Genomic DNA, 20636 nt, shown 5'->3' on the forward strand with positions numbered 1-20636 from the left:
CCACGCCGCCCCGTCGGCGTCCCGCCGGCCCAGACCGGGACCGGGGGAGTGGGACGTCGGCGGGTCCGACTTCCTGTGCTGCCGGCGTTGGGGGTCAGGAGGCGGCGTGGAGGGGGGTGGGGGACGGGGTCGGGAGGCCGGCGCGGTGGGCGAGGGCGGCGGCTTCGCCGCGGGAGGCGACGTCGAGCTTGGCCAGGATGTTGGCGACGTGGAACTTCACCGTGGACTCGCTGATGTGCAGGGCGTGGGCGATCTCGCGGTTGCGCCGGCCCCGGGCGAGCTGGTCCAGGACCTCCAACTCCCGCGGGTGCAGGCCCTCCAGCGGGTCGTCGGCGGCAGTGGACGTGCAAGCCTCCGGGGCGTGCAGGGGCAGGTCGGCGGTCACCGTGGTGCCCCAGCCCGGGACGGCGTCGATCGTCAGGCGGCCGGCCAGGGCGGCGATCCGGTCGGCGGTGCGGTGCACGGCCAGCGCGTCGGCGGTCAGCAGGCCCGGGCCGTCGTCCCGGACGACCACGCGCAGGCCGTCGCCGACGAACTGCCACCGCACGTGCAGGCGGCCGAGCCCTTCCTGCTCCAGCATGGCGAGCACGGTGGAGCGCACGGCGGCGCGGGCGGCGTGCGCGGTGTCGACGGGCACCGACCGGTCGCTCTCGGCCGGGGCCAGCAGGTCCAGCCGCACCGGGCTGTGCCGCAGCAGCGGCCGGACCGCGTCGGCGAGTCGGGCGAACGCGACGGCGGCCGGCTCCTCGCTCAGCTCGCGGTCGCGGTCGGAGGCTCCGCGCAGGTCGAGCAGCGCGGTCACGGCCAGGTCGGTGGCGCTGCGCCGGGCGGTGGCGTCGTCCAGGGCGGCGGAGCGCAACGGCGCGAGGATCGCGGCGAGCGCGGAGGCGTGCGCGCTGCCGAGTTCGGCGATGGTGCGCGCCCGGGCGCTCGCCGAGGCGCGTGAGGCGGAGGCGTGCACGGGGGCGGCGTCGACGGCCCGGTGATGGGAGTGCGTGGTCAGCAGTTCCCACAGTTGCTGCAGCACGCGCAGCGGCTGTTCGGGCAGCGGCGCCGGAGAACGGTCGGCCCCCGGTCCGGAGTCGGCGCGGACCAGGACCAGCAGCGCCCCGTTGCTGCCGGTCGGCGCCGCCGCCACGGCCACCGCGGGGCGCGGGCGCCCCGCGAGCACCGCCTCGCCCTGCCAGGGCCGGCCGGGCGTCACCTGCTCACCGAGCCGGGCCAGTTCCGCGCCGGTGATCCGCGCGGAGAGCTCCTCGGGTCCCGACGCGCTCGCGGGGGAGTGCGTGCAGATCCCGCTCAGCTGGGCCAGCGCGATGTGCGGGACGAGGCCGGCGAGCACCTCGGAGATCCGCGGCATCAGCCGTGACCGGGGCGTGCGCAGCACCTCGGCGGTGAGGGCCAACGCGCCCTCGGGGTCGTCCCATGACCACCCGTCGGCCCCCGCCGCCTCGTCGTCGCCGTGTCCGTCGTCGCCGTGCACCTTCTCCACCATGCCGACCAGCGTAGTTCGCTCCGGTCCGCCCCCGGCCTGGCCGAACGGACGGGTGGAACCGTCCGAACGGCGGGGCGGCCGGGGGCGTCGCCCGCACCAGGCTGGAGTCGTCACCGGGACGAGCCAAGTCCCCAGGAACGAAGGAACGGTGGGCATTCCCATGAGCAACCCTTCCGGCACGGCTGCGGGTACGGGCACCCTCTCGACCAAGGCCATCGGCTTCACCGAGTACGGCGGTGTGGACGTCCTGCGGCCGATCTCGGTCGAGCTGCCCCCGCCCGGCCCCGGCCAGGTGCGGATCGCGGTGCGCGCCGTCGGCGTCAACCCGCTCGACCACAAGGTGCGTTCCGGCGCGCTGACCGCGCTGTTCCCGGTCACCTTCCCCGCCGTCCTCGGCTACGAGGTCGCGGGCGTGGTGGAGTCTGTCGGCGCGGGCGTTTCCGAGTGGCGGGCCGGGGACGAGGTGCTCGGCGCGGTGCACGGCGGCGGGTACGCGGAGCACGTGCTGGCGGAGGCGGACCGGCTGGTCCGCAAGCCGGCCGCTCTCGGCTGGGCGCAGGCGGCGGCGGTCCCGGTGGCCGCCGAGACCTCCTGGCGCTCGCTCGACCTGCTGGGCGTCGAGTCCGGCCACACGCTGCTGGTGCACGGCGCGGCCGGCGGCGTCGGCACGGTGCTGCTGCAGTTCGCCAGGGCCCGGGGGATCCGGGTGATCGGCACCGCGAGCGAGGCCAACCACGCGTACCTGCGCGAGCTGGGCGCGGTGCCGGTGGTGTACGGCGAGGGGCTGGCCGAGCGGGTCCGCGCCGCCGCACCCGGGGGTGTGGACCGGGTGCTGGACGCGGTCGGGTCGGGCGTGCTGCCGCTGTCGGTCGAGCTGGCGGGCGGAGCGGAGCGGGTGCTGACCATCGCCGACTGGCAGGGCGCCGAGCAGCACGGGGTGCGCTTCACCGGTGGAGAGGCGACCGCCACCTACGACCGCCCGGCGCTTAACGGCGCGATCGAGCTGTTCGAGGCGGGCGACCTGACTCTGCCGCTGCACCGGGTGCGGCCGCTGGCGGAGGCGGCCGAGGCGCAGGCCGAGAGCGCGCGCGGCCACCTGCGAGGGAAGATCGTCCTGATGGTGAGCTAAGTCCGGATTGGTCTGATTTTCACTCCTTTGGAATAATCCGACGCTCGGAATCCCCGCGATCACGGGGATCAGCCGGTCGGCCGACATGCGCTCGCCCATTCGAGTGCAGAGGGTCGACCGGAGCGACGGGCGGCACCAGGCCGTCCGCGCGGACGAGGTCAGGAGGACCCGGATGGACAGGCGAGCGGTGGTCGGCGAATTCCTCGGAACGCTGTTGTTGGTGCTGCTGGCGGTGGGCGCGGCGGTGCTGGCCGGGGAGGCCATCGGCTCGGTGGGCATCGCGCTCGCCTTCGGCCTGGTACTGCTCGCGCTCGCGTACGCGATCGGGCCGATCTCCGGCTGCCACGTGAACCCGGCGGTGACGCTCGGTTTCCTGCTGGCCCGCCGGATCGACGGCCGCACGGCGGTCTCGTACTGGGTCGCGCAGGTGCTCGGCGGCATCGCGGGTGCGGCGCTGGTGCTGCTGCTCGCCAAGCAGGTCCCCGGTCTGGAGACCCACGGCAAGCTCGGCAGCAACGGCTGGGGTGACCGCTCGCAGGTCCACATCAACGCCGGCGGCGCCTTCCTGACCGAGGTCGTGCTGACCTTCCTGCTGGTCTACGTGGTGCTCGCGGTCACCCACCGCCTTGCCGCCACCGGCTTCGACGGGCTGCCGATCGGCATGGCCCTGGTGGTCGTGCACCTGGTCGGCATCCCGCTCACCGGCACCTCGGTGAACCCGGCCCGCAGCCTCGGCCCGGCCCTGTTCGCGGGCGGCCCGGCACTCTCGCAGCTGTGGCTGTTCCTCCTCGCGCCGCTGGTCGGCGGCGCCCTGGCGGCCGGTGTGCACCTGCTCACCCACCCGCAGCCGAACCTTCCCGTCGCCGAGGCGCTCGCCACGGACGCCCGGGCGGCGGCGTAGTCGACGGAGTCGGCGGAGCCGGCGAATCGGTGGAGTCGGCGCCAGGGACGGCGCCGACTTCACTGTTCGAGACCGGGCAGCTACAGTCCGGTGTCATGGATGACGTGGGGATCGCGGCGGCCCGGGGGCGCGGCGGGCGACTGGCGGGGAAGTCCTGCGTGGTCACCGGCGCCGCGAACGGGATCGGCCGCGCCGTCGCCGAACTCTTCGCCCGCGAGGGGGCGTCGGTGGTGGGGACCGACCTCGACGGTGACGGCCTGCGGCGGCTGGCGGAACAGCTGCCGCAGGCCGTCACCACGGTGGTCGGGGACGTCTCCCGGGACGAGGACGCCCGCCGGATGATCGCCGCCGCCGTCGAACGCCACGGCCGGCTGGACGTCCTGGTGGCGAACGCGGGGGTGAGCCCGCTGCTGGAGATCACCGAGGCGGGCGCCGACGACTGGGACCGGGTGATGGCCGTCGACGGGCGGGGCATGTTCCTCACCTGCAAGTACGCCATCGAGGCGATGGCCCCGGCCGCCGGTCGCGACCGGGGCGGGGAGGGGGGTGGGGGCGGGGCCGGGGGCGGGGGTGCGATCGTCTGCGTCTCGTCCGTCTCCGGCGTCGCGGGGCAGCGGGCCCAGGCCGTGTACGGTCCCGCCAAGTTCGTCGCCTCCGGCCTGACCAAGCACCTCGCGGTGGAGTGGGCCGACCGGGGCATCCGGGTCAACGCCGTCGCTCCCGGCACCATCACCACCGAGAGGGTGGCCCGCCTGCGGGACGAACCCGGCGGGCCCGAGTACCTCGCCGCCATCGAGCGGTTCCACCCGATGGGCCGCCTCGGTTCCCCCGGGGAGGTGGCCGCCGCCGTCCTCTTCCTTGCGTCCGACGAGGCGTCGTTCATCACCGGTGCCGTCCTCCCGGTGGACGGCGGCTACCTCGCCCAGTGACGCTCAGCGGCCCGGTGCCGCGGGCGGTCCCGTGGGCCGCTTCAGCGAGCGCGGTGACACCCTCCGCCCGCGACTGTCCGCGACCGCCGGCCCGGTGGTGGTCGAGGCGACGGTGACCCGGTCGCCTGGGTGGCGGCCCTCGCCGGCCCGGCGCGCCCAGTCGGCCAGTAGCGCTGGCAGCATGCGCGGCAACCCCTGGGCATGCGGGGCGAATTCGGCGGCCGAGAGGCCCTCGGTGCGGATAGCGGTGCGCGGTCGTCCAGAACAGGTCGAGCAGCGCGCCGGTCGGCGCCCGCCCGGTCCGACCTGCCCCGAACTCCTCGACGGCCTGGCCCGCGAGCGCGCCCGCAATCACCGGGGTGATCCGTGAACTCGCCGAGGTGCGGTGGCTGTTGGACGAGATCGTGGCCGCCGCCGCGCCGGGCGAGGTGATCACCGGGCCGCGTCCGGAGCCGTTCTCGGCTCGCCGGGCTCCCAGGGCTCGCCGGGCTCCCCGGAGAAGGTGACCTCGCCCCGGTGCAGGACGTGCACGGCCGCCGCCTCGGCCAGCGTTGTGGGGAGCATCTGTGCGGTCAGCACCACCGTCCGGCCGGTGGCGGCGGCCGAGGCCAGCAGGTGTGCGTGCAGTCGGGCGGCAGCGGCCGGGGCCAGCCCCCGGTCCGGTTCGTCGAGCAGGAGCAGCGACGGTGAAGCGGTCAACGACCGTGCCACGGCGACGAGTTGCTGCTGGCCTCCGGAAAGCGTCCCGGCCCGCCGGGGGAGCAGGGCGGAGAGCTCGGGGAACAGCTCCAGTGCCTCCTCCGCGGGACCGCCCCGGGTGCGGGCACCGAGGGCGAGGTGCTCGGCGACGGTCAGCGAGGCGAACACGGCCCGCTCCGCCGGCACCAGCGCCAGCCCGAGCCGTACCCGCTGGTGCACGCCGAGCGCGGTGACGTCCCGCCCCCGCCACACCACCCGCCCGGCGGCCGGCCGCACCAGCCCGGCCAGCGTGTGCAGCACGGTCGTGCGGCCGGACCCGTTGCGGCCGAGCAGTACGGTCACCCGTCCGGCGGGCACGGCCAGGTCCACGCCGTGCAGGGCCTCCAGTGGCCCGTACCGCACCCTCACGCCCAGCAGGGCGACTTCGACGGGCATGCGGCGCTCCCGGGGGTCGAGTACGGGTTGAGGGTTGGGAATTGGAAATCTGTCATCTGATATCTGTCATCCGTCAGCTGTCATCTGTTATCTGAAATCTGTCAGCTGTCACCTGTCATCCGTCCCGTCACCGGCCCCAGGCGCGGACCACCCGGGGGTCGGCCAGCACCGCCGCCGTCGGGCCGGCCGCCACCATCCGGCCGTCGGCCATCGCGTAGACGGTGTCGGCGAGTTCGGCGACGAGGTCAGGGTCGTGCTCGACCAGCAGCAGGGCCATGCCGTCGTCGGCGAGACCGCGCAGGACGGTGAGCAGTCGGGCGGTCTGCGCGGAGTCCAGGCCTGCCGCCGGCTCGTCCAGCAGCAGGACGCGCGGCTCACCGGCCAGCGCCCGCGCCAGTTCGACCAGCCGCAGCACGCCCGTCGGCTGCCCGCCCGCCGGCTCCGCCGCCACCGGGCCCAGCCCGAACACGGCGAGCGCCCGCGCCGTCCGGCCGTCCGCCGCGCCGGAGCGCCGCTCGGCACCGGCGCGCTGCTGCTCCGCGCCGACACGGACGTTGTCCGCCACCGACAGCGTCGGGAACACGGCGATCTGCTGGAAGGTGCGGGCCAGCCCGAGCCGCACCCGCCGGTGCACCGGGAGCCGGGTGACGTCCCGGCCACCCAGCAGCACCCGGCCGGCATCCGGGCGGGCGGTCCCGGCCAGACAGTCGAACAGCGTGCTCTTCCCCGCCCCGTTGGGCCCGATCAGCGCCGTCACCCGCCCCGGCTCCGCGACCAGGTCGACCCCCGCCACCGCCTCGATCCCCCCGTACCGCCGCACCACCCCGCGGGCCGTCAGCCGGGCGGCGGGCACCCCGGCCGACGGCGCGACGGCGCGACGCGGCCCGGTCACGGCCCGGCCTCTCCGGAAGCCTCCCCGGGCGCCTCGCCCCCGGCCGTCCGGCGGGCCGCGATCAGCGCCCGCACCGACCGCCCCGCCGGGGACAGTCGGCCGGCGGGCCCGGGCGGCGCCGCTGCCGACAACGCCGACGGGGCGCCGGGCCGCACCGCTGCCCGGGCCGCGGCGAGGCCGGCCAGGCCGCCCGGCAGACGGCCGATCGCCGCCGCCAGCACGCCGACCGCGACCGCCGACACCCCCGCCACCGTGCCCGCGTCCAGACCGGTGAGCAGCGCCGCCGCCAGGACCGCCGCCAACGCGCTGTCCGCGCCCGCGACGACCACGGCCGCGAACCAGAGCAGCCCCTGCACGGGGTCGAACGCCGCCGGGTCGAACGCGCGCCCGGCCATGCCCATCAGACCGCCGCCGAGCGCCGCCAGCGCCGCACCCACCACGAAGGCGAACAGCTTGAGCCCCGGCACGTTCACCCCCGCCGCGGCGGCCCCCGGTTCGTGGTCGCGCATCGCGCTCAGCGCCCGCCCGGTGCGCCCGCCGTGCAGGGCCCGCACGACGGCCGCGCCGAGCCCGAGCAGCAGCAGTTCGGCGACGTAGAACGCGCGGTCGCCCGCCAGGAACGCGGGCCGGTCCAGGACCAGCCCGGTGGTGGCGTACGGCTGCTGGAAGACGAAGCGGCTGAGCGTCGTGCCGACCGCGAAGGTCACCAGCGCCAGCGCCAGGCCGCGCCGCCGGATCGCCGGCCAGCCGGTGAGCAGGCCGAGCGGCGCGGTGGCGAGCACGGCGAACAGCAGAGCGGGCACGGCCGGCAGGGCGGGCAGCCCGGGGATCCGCCCGGACATCAGCAGCGCCGTCCCGAGCGCCCCCAGCCCCGCGTACCCGGCCTGGCCCAGCGAGATCTGCCCGCCGTAGCCGGTCACCACCACGATCGACAGCAGCACCAGAGCCAGCGCCGGCACCAGCAGTGCGCTGCGCAGGTCGTTGCCGCGGAAACCGAGCGGCAGCAGGAGCAGTACCAGGCAGACCGCCCGCGCCGCCCAGGCACCCCCGCCGCCCCGCGCCCGCACCCACGGGGGGACGGGCGACCCGTCCGGCCGCCCCCGCCCGTCGGCGAGCCCGGGGCCGGCCAGCAGTGCGGCGACCAGCAGCGCCACCACGAACAGGTTCGCCTGCACCGCCTGCACCAGCGGCAGCAGCTGCCCCTCCGGCCGGAACCGGGTCAGCTCGGCCTGCAGCACGCCCAGCCCCAGCCCGGTCACCACCGCGACCGGGATGCTCCGTAGCCGGGCCGCCACCGCGACGGCCATCGTCTCCATGACCAGCAGCGGCAGCCCGTACGGGTCGAGCAGCAGGTACGGCGCGAGCGCGATCCCGACCAGCCCCGCGGTGAACGAGCCGAACGCCCACCCGGCCGCCGACACCCGGTCGGCGTCCACCCCGGCCAGTTCGGCGAGCCGCCGGTCGTCCACCACCGCCCGCAGCGCCAGTCCGAACGGCGTGAACCGGGTCGTCGCCCCGACCGCCAGGGCGAGCACCAGGATCGCGGCCAACTGCGCCACCGTGTCCGGGCGCAGCATGTGCCCGCCCGGCAGCGCGATCGGCGCCCCGCCGAGCGGGGAAGGCGCGCCGCCCACCGGCGCGGCCCCCCACACCAGCACCACCACCCCGATGAGCAGCACGAACACACCGAGGCCGGCCACCATCGTCTCGGCCGGTCCGGCGCCGCGCCGTTGCAGCGGCCGGTACACCAGGACGTCCAGCAGCACGCCGAGGGCGGGCGCCACCAGCAGCAGACAGCACCCCACGGCCGGCCAGACCGGCCAGCCCCGCACGACGACCAGGTCGCGCAGCAGATAGGCGACGAACATGGCCTGCGCGCCCTGGGCGAGGTTGAGCACACCGGTCGCGCGGTGGCAGACGACCAGGCCGATGCCGCTGAGCGCGGCGGCGCTGCCGACGGTCAGACCGGCGAGCGCGAGGTCGACGGTGAGACCGGTCGAGTCGAGACCGGCCGCGTGGAGCACGGCCGCGTCGCGCGGGATCGCGTGGAGGCCGGTCGTGTGGAGGCCGGTCGTGTGGAGGGCGCCCGCGCCGAGAGTTGCCGAACCGAGCCCGGTCATCGGCCCGCCGCCTCAGCCGGTCGGCGGGCGCGGATCGCCCGGACGGGTGGTGGGGCCGTCGGACGGCTCACCGGCCGGACCCGGGTCGCAGAGCGGGCAGGGCGTGAGCCCGCGCTCCCGGACGGCGGAGGCGTCGACGGGCGCGGCGGCGGCCTTGCCGACCACCAGCGGGCAGTCCGGGCGGTGGTAGAGCGTGCCACCGGGGACGGTCAGCGGGGCGCCGGTGGCGGCGGCCGGCGCTTCGTCGGCAGGCTCCGCCGGATCGACGAGCAGGGCGTACAGGTGCTCGATCCGGCGGTCCGTGGCCGTGGGCGCCCCTGAGGACGGCGGTGGTGGTCCGGGGCGGTCGCGCCCGGGCGGGCGCAGGGCGACCAGGACGGCGCCCGCCACGATCAGCGCCGCCCCGGGGACGGTCGCCGAGGCCAGGTAGGGGACCTGCTCCTCGACAAAACGCTCGCCGGACACCCCGTACCAGCCCAGTACGCAGAGCACCGCGCCCACGGCGACCAGCGCCCATCCGGCCCACCCGCCGTTCTCCCGGGCCGAGCGCACCGCGCTCGCCGCCGCGCCTTTCGCGCGGTTCGTGCCGCTCGGTCGCCCCTGTGCCCCGGATTGCGATTCGTCCATGGATCCGCCTTGATGGTGTCACTTGCGACGTTTCCAGGATCGGCCTGGAACAGCATCCGGAACGGCGCGAACCGGCCCGAGCGGCGCCCGCGAGGCGCGCCCGCCGGTTCCGCCCGCCCCGGCCGTCGAGAGGAACACCATGCACGTGAGGCAGCGCGGTACCCGGCGGGCCGCCGGCCCGGTCCTGCGGTCGGCGGGCGCCCTGCTCGCGCTGCTGCTGGCGGGCACGGTGGCCGCCTGCAGCAGCGGCAAGTCGCAGTCCTCGACGGCGAGCCCGTCGCCGCCCGCCGCGACCGCCACTGCGACCGCCACCGCCACCGCGACCGGCACCGAGACCGCGACCGGGACCATGACCGCGACGGCCACGGCGACGACCACCGGGACCGCGAGCCCCAGCCCCGGGGCGACCGCGCCCGCCGACCCGGCGGCCGCCACCACCGAGATCACCGCCAGCTGGCAGAAGTTCTTCGACCCGACCACCCCGATTCCCGAGAAGGCCGCGCTGCTCCAGAACGGTGACACGCTGCTGCCCGTCCTGGAGGGCTTCGCCCAGGACCCCCGGGTCGGCCAGGTGCAGGCCAAGGTGACGAACGTGGCGTTCACCTCCGCGACCGAGGCCACCGTCACCTACGAGCTGTCCCTCCAGGGCAACGTGGTCGAACCGGCCGCGACCGGCCAGGCGGTGCTGGACAACGGCACCTGGAAGGTCTCCCGCGCGACCCTCTGCGGACTGCTGACCCAGGCCGCCGGTGCCACCGGCACCCCGATCCCCGGATGCAGCTGACCCCTGCCCCGCGTCGGCGCCCGCGCCCCGCCGCCCCGGCCCTGGCCCTCACCTTCGTCCTCGGCCTCGTGCTGTCGGCCGGGGCGACCGGCTGCGGGACCCGCCTGCCGCCCGATGCCTTCGGCGCCCGCTCCACCACGGCGGGCGCCACCGGGACCGGGCCCGGCGGGAGCGCCGCCGGCAACCCGGCCTCCGACACCGGCGTCACCCCGACCGAGATCCGGGTCGGCATCGTCACCTCGCTGACCAGCCCCGTCGGCAGCGAGGTGTTCAGCGGACCGCGCTACGGCGCCCAGGCCTTCTTCCAGGCCCTCAACGACCACGGCGGCCTGCACGGCCGCACCGTCAAGGTCGTCACCTGCGACGACGGCGGCAGCGGCATCGGCAACCAGGACTGCGTGCACCGGCTGATCGACCAGTCGCACGTCCTCGCCTTCGTCTCCGGCAGCGTCCTCGACTACGCCGGCGCCCCCTACGTGAGCGGCAAGGCGGTGCCGGACGTCGGCGGCCAGCCGATCGGCACCGCGTACGACCGCTGGCCGCACCTGTACGGCATCTACGGCAGCAGCGCGCCGCGCGACGGGCACGCCGTCGGCTGGAACGGCACCCTCTACCAGTCCACCGAGGTGTTCCGTTTCTTCAAGCAGCGGCTGGGCGCGACCAGCGCCGCCGTGGTCGCCTACAACCAGGCCGACTCCGCCCGCTACGCCGCCCAGCTGCGCGCCGGCCTGGAAGCCGAGGGCTACCGGGTGCTCGTGCAGACGGTGGACTTCGCGCTGCCGAACTTCCAGGCGGTGGCCGCGGCCGTGCGGGCGGACGGCTCGCAGCTGCTGTTCGACGCCATGGACACCCGGGGCAACGCCGCGCTCTGCCGCTCCCTGGACGAGTCCGGGGTCCGCGTCACCGCCAAGGTGACCAATGTGCAGAACTGGTCGGAGTCGGTGCGCACCGACTACCAGGCCTCGCCCACCTGCCGCAACGCGCTCTGGGCCACCTCCTCCTCGCTCAACTACGAGGACGTCGGCCACCCGGCGGTGGGCGCGTTCCGCGCGGCGATGGCGCGCTACTACCCGGACCGCGAGCCGCTGCTCTCCGCCTGGGAACTGGAGGGCTGGGCGGGCGCCCAGTGGCTCACCGACGCGATGGACTCCTGCGGCGCGGACCTCACCCGGGCCTGCGTCGAACGGTTCATGAACCGCCCCGAGCCCTACGACGCGCACGGACTGATCCTGCCCGCCTCGTTCGTCCCCCAGCCCCCGCCGACCGGGCTCACCCGGGCCTGCCTGAACGCGGCCCGCTGGCAGGACTCCGCCGAGGGCGGGCGCGGCGGCTGGGTCACCCAGGTGGCCTCGATGACCACCACCTGCTTCGACGTGCCGCAGCTGCCGTATCAGCCGTGAACCGCCCGGCCCCCCCGGTGATGGATCAGCCGAGGCGCTCCACCAGGACCATCGCCGCGTCGTCGTCCAGCCGCCCGCCGACGTACGCGAGCAGGTCGCGGCGCAGGTGGTGCAACAGGGCGGCCGGGCGCTCGGCGGCGTGGGCGGCGGTCCGTTCGGCGGTCCGTTCGGACAGGGGGTAGAAGCGCCGCGCGTCGTCGCGGGCCTCGATCACGCCGTCGGTGTAGATCAGCAGCCGGTCGCCGGGCAGGAACGCGAACTCCTCCACCGAGTAGGGCTCCGGGGCCAGTTCGCCGAGGCCGAGCGGGGGCGCGGTACGGCCGGGCTCCAGGGTGGTGACCACGCCGTCGTGCAGCAGGAGCGGCGGCGGGTGGCCGCAGTCGACCAGCCGGATCACCGCCTCGTCGTCCGGGATGTCCAGGACGAGGGCGGTGATGAAGGACTCGCCGCCGTCGTCCGCGGCGGCGGACTCGGAGTCGGTGGACGTCGTGGTTGCGGGGGCCGCGGGGGTTGTTGCTGCCGGCGTCTCGCCGGGCGGCGGCGGACGGGCGCCCGGCCGGAGCCGGGGCGGGAGCCGCGGCTGCTCCTCGGCGCCCCCGTCCTGGGCGCGCTGCTGCTCCGCGAGCTGGGCGAGGTCCCAGGCGATGCTGCCGTCGAGGTAGCCGACCAGGCCCGGCAGGTCGGCGTGCAGGTGCGCGGCGGCCCGGAACGCCCCGAGCAGCAGCGCGGCGTCGCCGAGCGAGGACAGGCCCTTGCCGCGCACGTCGCCGACCAGCAGGCGGGTGCCGACGGTGGTGCGGGCCGCCGCGTAGAGGTCGCCGCCGACCTGGGCCTCCGCCTCGGCGGCCAGGTAGACCGAGGCCAGGCGCAGCGGGCCGATCCGCTCGGGCAGCGGGCGCAGCAGGACACGCTGCGCCGCCTCGGAGACGGAACGGACCTGGGCGAGTTGGCGCTCGTGGCGGTCGCGCAGCGCGCGCAGGCCCACGATGAGGGCCGAGACGGCGATCAGGGCGCCGAGCTGGGTCTCGTGGTTGGCGGTGGTGAGGCCGTCGCGCAGGGTGCCGATGACGGTGAGCCCGGCGATCGCCAGCACGGCCACGACGGCGGTGGCCCGGGCACCGGCGACGGAGGCGGTGAGCGCGGGGGCGACGATCAGCAGCGGGCCCAGGTGGATGTTCGGCGGGGTGAGCACGTCGACCATCGTGATCAGCACGATCAGTGCGAGCGGGACCGCCGTCATCGCCCGGCGGCCGGGCCGCAGGGAACGGCGCCGGTCGCGGGAACGCCGGTCGTCGGGGTGCCCCGCGCCGGGGTGTCGCTCGCGGGGAGGCTGCCGAGGTGGCACCTCTCCTCTGTACACCGTCCGGGTGGTCCGCCGCACCCCGGGCCGGCCGGCGGTCCGCGACGGTCCGATCCGCTCCGGTCCGCCGGGGGTTGGGTCGGTCGGCGGCCGGGTCGGCCTTCGTTCGGCCTTCGCTCGGCCTTCGCTCAGCCTTCCGAGCCGTAGCGGGCCAGGTAGTCGGCGAAGCGGGACACGTCCTCGTCCGACCAGTCGGTGAAGCGGGCGGCGAAGGAGAGCCGCCGCTGCTCGTTGGCCTCGCGCAGCAGGGTCAGCCCGGCGTCGGTGGCGAGCAGGATCTGCCCGCGCTGGTCCTCCGGGTCGGTCTCGCGGCGCAGCAGCCCGAGCTTCTCCAGGGCGGTGACCTGGCGGCTCACCGTGGACTTGTCGAGCATGAAGTGCGCGGCGACGTCGGCGGCCCGGCAGCCGCCGCGCTCGGTGATGAGGTCCAGGATGCTGTAGGTGACCAGCGAGAGGTCCGGGTGAAGCTGGGACGCCTTGTGGCGGGCGCGGCGGGCGAAGGCGGTCAGCTCGCGCTGGATGGTGGCGATCGACGTCTCGCGGTCGGGCACGGTGACCTACCTCCTCGGAGTCTCGGACTTTGTTGCACTATACAACGAGTTTGGGGGTGGAGGGGCGGCGGGACCGCCAGGCGCGCGCGGCCGCGATCCGCCGGGTGGCGCTCGGGTGAGTGGCGAACAGTAGCTCAAGCACCCGTGGCGGGTCGACGTCGGAGACGTTGGTGACCGCCAGCCTGCGCTGCATCGCGATGAACTGCTCGACGTCCCCGGTCAGTTCGAGGGCGTGCCGGTCCGCCCGGGTCTCCACCCGGCGGCTCACCGCGCACTGCACCGGCCCGGACAGCGCGCCCAGCAGTGCGGCGATGGCCGCGAGCAGCGGCAGCGACCGCGGATCGGCCGCGTCCGTCGCGCCCGCCGCCGACAGCAGCGCGTCCCAGCCGGAGGCCAGGCCCAGCAGCACGACCACGACGGCCGCGCCCACCGCACCCAGCACCGTGCCGGTCAGCACGTCCCGGTGCTTGACGTGCCCCAGCTCGTGCGCGACCACCAGCTCCACCTCGCGCGGGTCGGCCGTCGACAGCAGCGTGTCGTACGCGACGATCCGCCGGGTCGCGCCCAGGCCCGACACGTAGGCGTTCAGCGCCGTGGTGCGGCGCGAGGCGTCGGCCACCAGGACGTCCCGTACCCGGACGCCGTCCCGCTCGGCCAGGCCCAGCAGCGCCTCGCGTTGCGGGCCCGGTTCCATCGGGGTGAAGCGGTTGAACACCGGCTCGACGAGCAGGGGGTAGAGGAAGGAGAGGGCGGCGGTCAGCAGCGCGGCCGCGCCCGCCGCCGGGATCCACCAGCGGTCCGGCGAGCGGTCGGTGAGCGCGTAGAGGCCGAAGGCCACGGGGAGGGCGAGGGCGAGGGTCAGCGCCAGCCCGCGCAGGACGTCCACCGCCCAGCCGGCCCAGCCCTGGGTGACCAGGCCGAACCGGGACCGCACCGACCGGGCGCCCGCCCCGAACGGCAGCTGCGCCAGCTGCCCGAGCAGCACCAGCGCGGCGGCCCCGGCGAGCACCTCCGCCGTCCGCGAGCCGCCGAACCACCCGCCGACCGCCGAGACCAACCCGGCGCCGGCGGGCGTCAGGCCGAGAACCAGGGTCAGCGCCAGGCCGGTGAGCCGCCCGCCGAGCGCCCACGGGAGCTGGCTCCTGCGCAGCGCGCGGCCGCGGGCGCGCTGGGCGGGGGTGAAGTCGGGCGCGGGGGCGGGGTGGTCGCCGCCCGGAGTTGGGCTGACAGAATCTGTCATCTGTTATCCGTCATCTGAAATCTGTCAGCTGTCAGCTGTCAGCTGTCAGGCGTCGGCCGTCGATGGTCATCTTGTCCTTCGGTAGTCAGCATGTCACTCCTCGGCGGACCCCGTGGCGCCGTGGGTGCCTGCGCGGAGCAGCTGGTGGCCGAGGTCGACCAGCGCCCGGCCGACCGCGAAGTCGTCGCCCACCGTCGGCGCCGGGGCGTCCAGCGGATTGCGGTGGGCCAGCGCGTCGCTGTGCAGCACGGTGCCGTCGGCGTCGAGCACCGCGTGCACCCGGGTGGTGTCGCGGTCCTCGACCACATGCAGGCTCAACTGCCAGTCCTTGGTGCGGACGGCCGTCTCGCCACCGCCCGCCGCCTCCGAAGCCGTGGCGGCCGCCGCGAGCGGCGCGGGCGCGGCGGCGGTCCCGTCCGCCCGGACGATCACCACCGGGCACGACCCGTGCACGGCGCAGCGTGTGCTCACCGACCCCAGCAGCGTCCGGGCGAACGTCCCGCGACCCCGGCTGCCGAGCACCAGCAGATCGGCGTCCTCGGCCGCCGCCAGCAGCGCCTCGGCCGCGTGCCCCAGTACCAGGCTCTCCGTGACCGGCACCGGCCGCCGCGCACCGATCACCTCGTCCACCTCGGCGGTCAGCGTCCGGCGCGCCGACTGCTCGAAGCCGTCGTCCACCATCGGCGCGAACCAGCCGTACAGCGACGGGTACTCCCACGCGGCCACCGCGTGCACCGTCGCCCCGGTCAGCACCGCCTGCGCGACCGCCCAGCGCAGCGCCGCCTTCGAGGGCGCCGAGCCGTCGATCCCCACGACGATCCGCCGCCCGCTGCCCGTGGCCCCGCCGCCCGTGCTCTCGCTGCTCATGGTCCCGGTGCCCGTGGTTCCGGTGCCCGTGGTTCCGTTGCCGGCCATGATGCACACCGCCCGCCTGTCGTCACGGCCCCGGCACCCTCGCGGGGCCTCCACGCTTCCACGCTGCGCGCCTCCCCGGGTGCCGCGCCAGGGACGGAATGGCCAAGGCGCGGCGGCGGGTTGGGACGCGCGGGCCCGGGGCGGGCGGCCCCGAACGCCGGGCGACGGGCGGGTTTCGATTGTGGAGGCGGGGCGAAGGCGGCGCGGGGGAGTGGCGTAGGCTGACCGCTTCCGGATCGACCTTGGGGGAGCTACTCATGCGCCGTGCCGCGGCCGCCGTCGCCCTGCTGATCGGGCTGATACCCGTGGCCGCCTGCGGACCGGACGACCCCGACCCGGCCGCCGTGAAGGCCTCGAAGTCCGCCAAAGCCGCGGCCGACGCGGCCGCCGCCGCCCAGGCCTCGCCCGGCGCGTCCGACGGTTCCGCAGTCCCCGGCGACCAGGGGTCCGGCGACACCGCGGCGCCCCGTCCCGACGGCAGCATCACGGTGGCGTTCGCCGGGGACGTCCACTTCGAGGGCCGCACCGAGGCCCGGCTCTCCGTGCAGCCGCCCGAGACGGCGCTCGGCCCGATGGCCAAGACCCTCTCCGCCGCCGACCTGGCCGTACTCAACCTGGAGACCGCGATCACCGAGCGCGGCGCCCCCGAGCCCAAGACGTACACCTTCCGTACCTCGCCCAAGGCGCTCACCGCGCTCAAGGACTCCGGCGTCGACGTCGTCTCGCTCGCCAACAACCACGCCGTCGACTACGGTGCCGACGGCCTCACCGACACCCTCGCCGCGAAGGCCTCCTCGCCGGTACCGATCGTCGGCTTCGGCCGCAACTCCGAGGAGGCGTACGCCCCGTACGTCAGCTCGGTGCGCGGGGTGAAGGTCGCGGTGGTGGCGGCCAGCCAGGTCGAGGACCTCACCAACCAGAAGTGGCGGGCCGGCGCGAACAAGCCCGGCATCGCCTCGGCGCTGGACACCGCCGCGCTGCTCAAGGCGGTCGGCGAGGCGAAACGCCAGGCGCCGGTGGTGCTCGTCTACCTGCACTGGGGCGACGAGGGCAAGGCCTGCCCGACCGCCGCGCAGACCGCGATCGCCAAGAAGCTCGCCGCCGCGGGCGCGACCGCCGTGGTCGGCACGCACGCGCACACCATGCTCGGTGCCGGGATGATCGGGGACACCTACATCGGGTACGGTTTCGGCAACTTCCTCTGGTACGGCACCTCCAACTACGCCAACTCCAACGAGACCGGTGTCACCACACTGACCGTCAGCCCGGCCGGCAAGGTGCTCGGCGAGGCGTTCGCCCCGGCGAGCATCGACGACAAGGGCGTGCCGGTTCCGCAGTCCGGCGCCGCCGCCACCGCCGCCCTCAAGCGCCGCGACGGCCTGCGCGGGTGCACCGGCCTGGCCCCCGTTCCCGGCCCCGCCGCCGCGTCCGGCACCAGCACCGCTTCGGGCACCGCGCGGACCCCCACCCCCACCCCCACCCCCACGCCGACACCTACGCCCACCCGCACCGCTGCGCGCTGAGCGGTGGACGGCGATAATCCCCGCGGTGTCCTTCCTGGGGCCGGACCGGCCGACGACGGAACGCGGAGGCGAGCGGTGATCGAGGCGGAGCTGAAGGCGGTGGTGCGTGAACCGGCCGCCGTGCTGCGACGGTTGGAGGAGGCGTACGGGCCGGGGCGCGCCGAGCTGTACCGGGACACCTACTACGACACGGCTGACGGTCGGCTCTCCGCAGCCGACCGCGAGTTGCGGATCCGCGAGGTGACCGGCGCGGACGGCGGTCGGACGGTGCTGCTCACCTACAAGGACGCCCGGGTCGACGAGGCGTCCGGGTCGAAGCCGGAACACGAGACGCGGGTGGCCGACGCCGAGGCCGCGCACGCGATCGTGCGCGGCCTCGGCCACCGGCCCGCCCTCGCCTTCGAGAAGCGGTGCCGGAACTACGCGTTCGAGCACGGGGCCGCCGGATGCTCGCCACCCTGGTGCGGGTGCCGGAGCTCGACGGGGTCTTCCTGGAGGTCGAGACGGCCGCGGTGGACGAACGCGAGCTGCCCGCCGCGCTCGTGGCCGTCCGGGCGGTGCTGGCCGGGCTCGGCGTGCCGGAGAGCGACCTGACCGTCGAGTCGTACACCGCCGCCGTGGCGGCCGCCCGCCAGCGCCCGCCTCATGCATGACGGAGCGTCAATCCTTGTGGTCCGCCTCGCCGTGCTTCCAGTAGCCCTTGCTGTGGACGCGTTCGCGCGGCAACGCCCCGTCGGTCAGCAGGTGGCGGCGCGCGGTGGCCACGGCGTTCGCCTCGCCCGCCAGCCAGGCCGCGGTGCCGGCCGGGAGGTCGGCGGCGAGCAGGGTGTCCGAGAGCGTGCGGCCCTTCGGCAGGCCGGGGTCGCGGGTCAGCCAGTGGGCGGTCAGGCCGACCCGGTCGGGCAGTGGCACGGCGGACCCGGTCGCGTCGGCGACCTCGACGAACAGGGAGACCGGGACAGTTGCCGGGAGGTCGTCGAGGATGGTGAGCGCGGCGGGCAGGGCGCTCTCGTCGGCGGCGAGCAGCACATGGCCGGCGTCGTCGAAGGAGGGGCGGCGGCCGCGCGGCCCGGCCAGTCGGGCCGGATCGCCGGGGCGGGCGACCTCGGCCCAGCGGGACAGCGGGCCGTTGCCGTGCAGGACGACGTCGATGTCCGCCTCGCGCTCGGCGGGGCGGTGGTGGCGGATGGTGTAGGCCCGGGAGTGGCCCTCGGGAAGGTCCAACTTGACCCACTGGGTGGGGTGTTCGATGGTGAGGGTGTCCAGGGTGGGTCCGGTGAAGGTGAGCCGGACGAGGGCGGGCGTGAGCGGGGCGACGGCGACGACCCGTACGTCGTGGGTCGGCCGGTGGCGACGGAACACGGTGACTCCTGGCGGGGATCCGGTGCGCGCAGGCGGTCGACCCGGAGGTGAACACGGGCCGGGCGCGGCGCAGTTGGGAAAGGGGTGGGTCAGCTGGAGAGGTGCTGGTCGAGCAGTGCGTCGACAAACGCGGCGTCCAGCGGGCGGCGCAGCACCAGCGCGCGGTGGTAGAGCGGGGCTAGCAGGGCGTCCAGCAGGACGGCGGCCTCGTCGGTACCGCTCTCGTCGGTACCCGGGCCCGTGTCCGAGATCGATCCCGCGCCCGCGCCGGGTCCGAGGCAGGCACGGGTGTGCGCGATGTCCCGGGCGCGAAGCTCGTCCAGGAACCCGCCGTGCAGCAACTCGGCGGTCCGGACGTCCAGTTGGGCGTGGCCGAGGAGCGCCTGGAGGACCTGGCCGGCCGGTTCCGTGCCGAGGAAGGCCGCGAACCGGTGGACGTAGGCGCGCAGGTCGGCCGGGCCGGAAGGCGTCTCGGACGGCCAGGCCAGGGCGGTGGCCGCGTCCAGGACGAGGTTGTCGAAGAGGATGTCGACCTTCGACTTCCACCACCGGTAGATCGTCTGCTTGGCGACCCCGGCGGCGGCGGCGATGCCCTCGATGGTGAGGCCCTCGAAGCCCACCTCCACCAGGAGGTCGTCGGCGGCGTTCAGCACCGCCAGACGCGCGGCCTCGCTGCGCCGTCCGCTGCCGGTACCGGTACTGGAACCGCTGCCGCTGCCCGCCGGGGTGGCGGCGCTCGCCCGGCCGTCGACGGAGCGGCTTCCGGTAGCGGGGCGGGGCTGGGCGGCGATGGCGGGTCGGTCCTTGTCCGGGGGCCGCTGCGGGCCGGTGGCGGTGGGCACGGCCATCCTCTCACGCCCGCTCGGGGCGGGTGGTCGGCGCCTGTCGGGCTCCGCGCGGCCGACGCACCAGCCCGGCCGCGATCGCCAGCGCCAGCAGGGCGACCACGGTGCTGAAGGCGACCCCGCCGGTCCGCAGGTCGGTCACCCGCACCAGCACGCCGACGCCGATCACCGGTAGCGAGAGCATGGTGAACAGCACCGCGAAGAAGGCGGACACCGTCTCACCGCGCTGCTGCGGCGCCACCCCGCCGTTGATGGTGCCCAGTCCGGTGCCGATGGCCGTGCCGGTGGCGAGGCCGTTGACGCAGGCACCGAGCAGTAGCGGTGTCAGCGTGCCGCCGAGCAGCGCTCCGGCGACCAGTCCGGCGGCCAGCACCAGACCGGCACAGGCCAGCGGGAGCGCTCGGGCCGGCGGCAGGACCCGGACGAGGAGCTGTCCGACGGCGGTGGAGAGGAAGGCCAGGGCGACGACGAGCCCGGTCAGCGCGTGGTGGTGCAGGTGGAGCACGGTGGCCAGGAAGAGCCCGCTGACCGCCGTCAGCACACCGGTGACGGCGAATCCGGCGCCACCGGCGAGCGCGGCGCGCAGGAACTGGGTGCGGATCGCGGGTGGGACGCGCAGCGGCTGGAGGCGCAGCCGGAACCGGGAGGCAGCGCGCAGCTCGGCGGGCACCGTCTCGGGGACGGCGAGCAGGCCGAGCAGGGCGGCACCGGTGAGGACGAGCGTGACCGTCCAGGGCAGGCGCAACGGCGAGCCGGCCCATTCGGCGAGGACGCCGGCGAGGAGGGTGCCGCCGGCCAGGCCGCCCATGTTGGCGGCGAGCGCCAGGGTCTGGGCGCGCAGTCGGCGCTCCGGCGGGGCGAGGTCGAGCAGGGCGGCGGTGGCGGCGCCGGTGGCCAGGGCGGCTCCGAAGCCGGACAGCACCCGGGCGGCGAGCAGCCAGGGCAGCGAGTCGGCGGCCTCGAACAGCCCGGCGGCGGAGGCGGCGAGCAGCAGGGCCGTCAGCAGGACGGGTCGGCGGCCGATCTGGTCGGAGAGCCGGCCGAGGGCGAGCAGTCCGGCGACCACGCCGAGCGCGTAGACGGCGAAGACCACCGTGACGGTGAACGTCGAGAAGCCGAAGGCCTGTTGGTAGAGGGGGTAGAGCGGGGTCGGGACGGTGGTGCCGGCCATGGTGACCCAGAAGGCGAGGGCGACGGCGGCCGGGGCGAGGCGACGGCCGGGGCGTCGGGGCGGGGCGGAGGGCATGGGTGCTCCTCGGGTGAAGCGACGGGGAGGGCTAGAAGGCGTGAAGGCGCAGAGGTGCGCAGGCTCAGACTGCGGTGGCGTGGAGCGCCAAGAGTGGACGCAACGTTGCGTCTCGATTCGACGCCGCGACCGTAACACTGGACGCAACGTTGCGTCTAGCTACATCGACTGCCGGGGCTCGGC

The 20636-nt window shown here is 75.6% G+C and carries 19 protein-coding genes and 1 pseudogene; 7 read left to right on the forward strand and 13 right to left on the reverse strand.

Annotated features, from left to right (window positions below; genetic code table 11):
• Window positions 1–94 precede the first annotated feature (94 nt).
• Entirely contained in the window at window positions 95–1495 is a 1401-nt protein-coding gene (locus ABZW10_RS11040; protein ID WP_355362696.1) for a LuxR C-terminal-related transcriptional regulator, read from the reverse strand.
• 160 nt (window positions 1496–1655) lie between these two features.
• On the opposite strand from ABZW10_RS11040, the gene ABZW10_RS11045 reads away from it, so the two are divergent.
• The 3 genes from ABZW10_RS11045 to ABZW10_RS11055 all read left to right on the forward strand — a co-directional run bounded on the left by ABZW10_RS11045 (window position 1656) and on the right by ABZW10_RS11055 (window position 4454).
• Window positions 1656–2624: an NADP-dependent oxidoreductase gene (locus tag ABZW10_RS11045; RefSeq protein ID WP_355362698.1), complete on the forward strand. Its 969-nt coding sequence runs from the start codon at window positions 1656–1658 to the stop codon at window positions 2622–2624.
• 172 nt (window positions 2625–2796) lie between these two features.
• Window positions 2797–3525, forward strand: a complete 729-nt coding sequence (locus tag ABZW10_RS11050) for an MIP family channel protein (protein WP_355362700.1) — start codon at window positions 2797–2799, stop codon at window positions 3523–3525.
• A gap of 95 nt (window positions 3526–3620) precedes the next feature.
• Window positions 3621–4454: an SDR family NAD(P)-dependent oxidoreductase gene (locus tag ABZW10_RS11055; protein WP_355362702.1), complete on the forward strand. Its 834-nt coding sequence runs from the start codon at window positions 3621–3623 to the stop codon at window positions 4452–4454.
• A gap of 3 nt (window positions 4455–4457) precedes the next feature.
• Here the strand turns inward: ABZW10_RS11055 and ABZW10_RS11060 are convergent, their stop codons facing one another.
• The 5 genes from ABZW10_RS11060 to ABZW10_RS11080 form a co-directional block, all read right to left on the reverse strand.
• A complete protein-coding gene (locus ABZW10_RS11060) occupies window positions 4458–4637 on the reverse strand; it encodes a hypothetical protein (protein WP_355362704.1) in 180 nt (59 codons plus the stop codon).
• A 249-nt stretch (window positions 4638–4886) separates the two neighbouring features.
• Entirely contained in the window at window positions 4887–5588 is a 702-nt protein-coding gene (locus ABZW10_RS11065; RefSeq protein WP_355362706.1) for an ATP-binding cassette domain-containing protein, read from the reverse strand.
• A 127-nt stretch (window positions 5589–5715) separates the two neighbouring features.
• Entirely contained in the window at window positions 5716–6480 is a 765-nt protein-coding gene (locus ABZW10_RS11070) for an ABC transporter ATP-binding protein (protein ID WP_355362708.1), read from the reverse strand.
• Complete coding sequence (locus ABZW10_RS11075) at window positions 6477–8600, reverse strand: ABC transporter permease (protein WP_355362710.1); 2124 nt, start codon at window positions 8598–8600, stop codon at window positions 6477–6479. The genes ABZW10_RS11070 and ABZW10_RS11075 overlap by 4 nt, the downstream gene beginning before the upstream one ends.
• Window positions 8601–8612: 12 nt before the next feature.
• Window positions 8613–9227 (reverse strand): hypothetical protein, encoded by a 615-nt coding sequence (locus ABZW10_RS11080; protein WP_355362712.1) that lies wholly within the window; start codon window positions 9225–9227, stop codon window positions 8613–8615.
• A gap of 139 nt (window positions 9228–9366) precedes the next feature.
• On the opposite strand from ABZW10_RS11080, the gene ABZW10_RS11085 reads away from it, so the two are divergent.
• Together ABZW10_RS11085 and ABZW10_RS11090 are read left to right on the forward strand one after the other, a co-directional pair.
• Window positions 9367–10011 carry a hypothetical protein gene (locus ABZW10_RS11085; protein ID WP_355362714.1) on the forward strand — a complete coding sequence of 215 codons (645 nt, stop codon included), beginning with the start codon at window positions 9367–9369 and terminating at the stop codon, window positions 10009–10011.
• The gene (locus tag ABZW10_RS11090; protein ID WP_355362716.1) at window positions 10002–11411 is read left to right on the forward strand and encodes an ABC transporter substrate-binding protein; all 1410 of its coding nucleotides are present in this window, start codon (window positions 10002–10004) and stop codon (window positions 11409–11411) included. The genes ABZW10_RS11085 and ABZW10_RS11090 overlap by 10 nt, the downstream gene beginning before the upstream one ends.
• Window positions 11412–11436: 25 nt before the next feature.
• Here ABZW10_RS11090 and ABZW10_RS11095 read toward each other — a convergent pair whose 3' ends face one another.
• The 4 genes from ABZW10_RS11095 to ABZW10_RS11110 all read right to left on the reverse strand — a co-directional run bounded on the left by ABZW10_RS11095 (window position 11437) and on the right by ABZW10_RS11110 (window position 15477).
• A complete protein-coding gene (locus tag ABZW10_RS11095; protein ID WP_355362718.1) occupies window positions 11437–12756 on the reverse strand; it encodes a PP2C family protein-serine/threonine phosphatase in 1320 nt (439 codons plus the stop codon).
• Window positions 12757–12899: 143 nt separating this feature from the next.
• Window positions 12900–13322: a MarR family transcriptional regulator gene (locus ABZW10_RS11100; protein WP_355362720.1), complete on the reverse strand. Its 423-nt coding sequence runs from the start codon at window positions 13320–13322 to the stop codon at window positions 12900–12902.
• Between the two features lie 37 nt (window positions 13323–13359).
• Complete coding sequence (locus ABZW10_RS11105; RefSeq protein WP_355362722.1) at window positions 13360–14562, reverse strand: M48 family metalloprotease; 1203 nt, start codon at window positions 14560–14562, stop codon at window positions 13360–13362.
• Window positions 14563–14655: 93 nt separating this feature from the next.
• A complete protein-coding gene (locus ABZW10_RS11110) occupies window positions 14656–15477 on the reverse strand; it encodes a universal stress protein (RefSeq protein ID WP_355362724.1) in 822 nt (273 codons plus the stop codon).
• Window positions 15478–15734: 257 nt separating this feature from the next.
• Between ABZW10_RS11110 and ABZW10_RS11115 the strand changes: the two genes are divergently transcribed.
• Together ABZW10_RS11115 and ABZW10_RS11120 are read left to right on the forward strand one after the other, a co-directional pair.
• Window positions 15735–17000, forward strand: a complete 1266-nt coding sequence (locus ABZW10_RS11115; protein ID WP_355362726.1) for a CapA family protein — start codon at window positions 15735–15737, stop codon at window positions 16998–17000.
• 75 nt (window positions 17001–17075) lie between these two features.
• Window positions 17076–17653, forward strand: a pseudogene (locus tag ABZW10_RS11120) (CYTH domain-containing protein).
• Window positions 17654–17660: 7 nt separating this feature from the next.
• Here ABZW10_RS11120 and ABZW10_RS11125 read toward each other — a convergent pair.
• The 3 genes from ABZW10_RS11125 to ABZW10_RS11135 form a co-directional block, all read right to left on the reverse strand.
• Entirely contained in the window at window positions 17661–18362 is a 702-nt protein-coding gene (locus tag ABZW10_RS11125; protein ID WP_355362728.1) for a siderophore-interacting protein, read from the reverse strand.
• An 89-nt stretch (window positions 18363–18451) separates the two neighbouring features.
• On the reverse strand, window positions 18452–19204 hold the full coding sequence (locus ABZW10_RS11130) for a TetR/AcrR family transcriptional regulator (RefSeq protein ID WP_355362730.1): 753 nt from the start codon (window positions 19202–19204) through the stop codon (window positions 18452–18454).
• A 10-nt stretch (window positions 19205–19214) separates the two neighbouring features.
• Window positions 19215–20453 carry an MFS transporter gene (locus tag ABZW10_RS11135; protein ID WP_355362732.1) on the reverse strand — a complete coding sequence of 413 codons (1239 nt, stop codon included), beginning with the start codon at window positions 20451–20453 and terminating at the stop codon, window positions 19215–19217.
• Window positions 20454–20636 lie beyond the last annotated feature (183 nt).

It is taken from the genome of Kitasatospora sp. NPDC004723 (genome assembly GCF_040609255.1).
In the GTDB taxonomy this organism is placed as follows: Bacteria; Actinomycetota; Actinomycetes; order Streptomycetales; family Streptomycetaceae; genus Kitasatospora.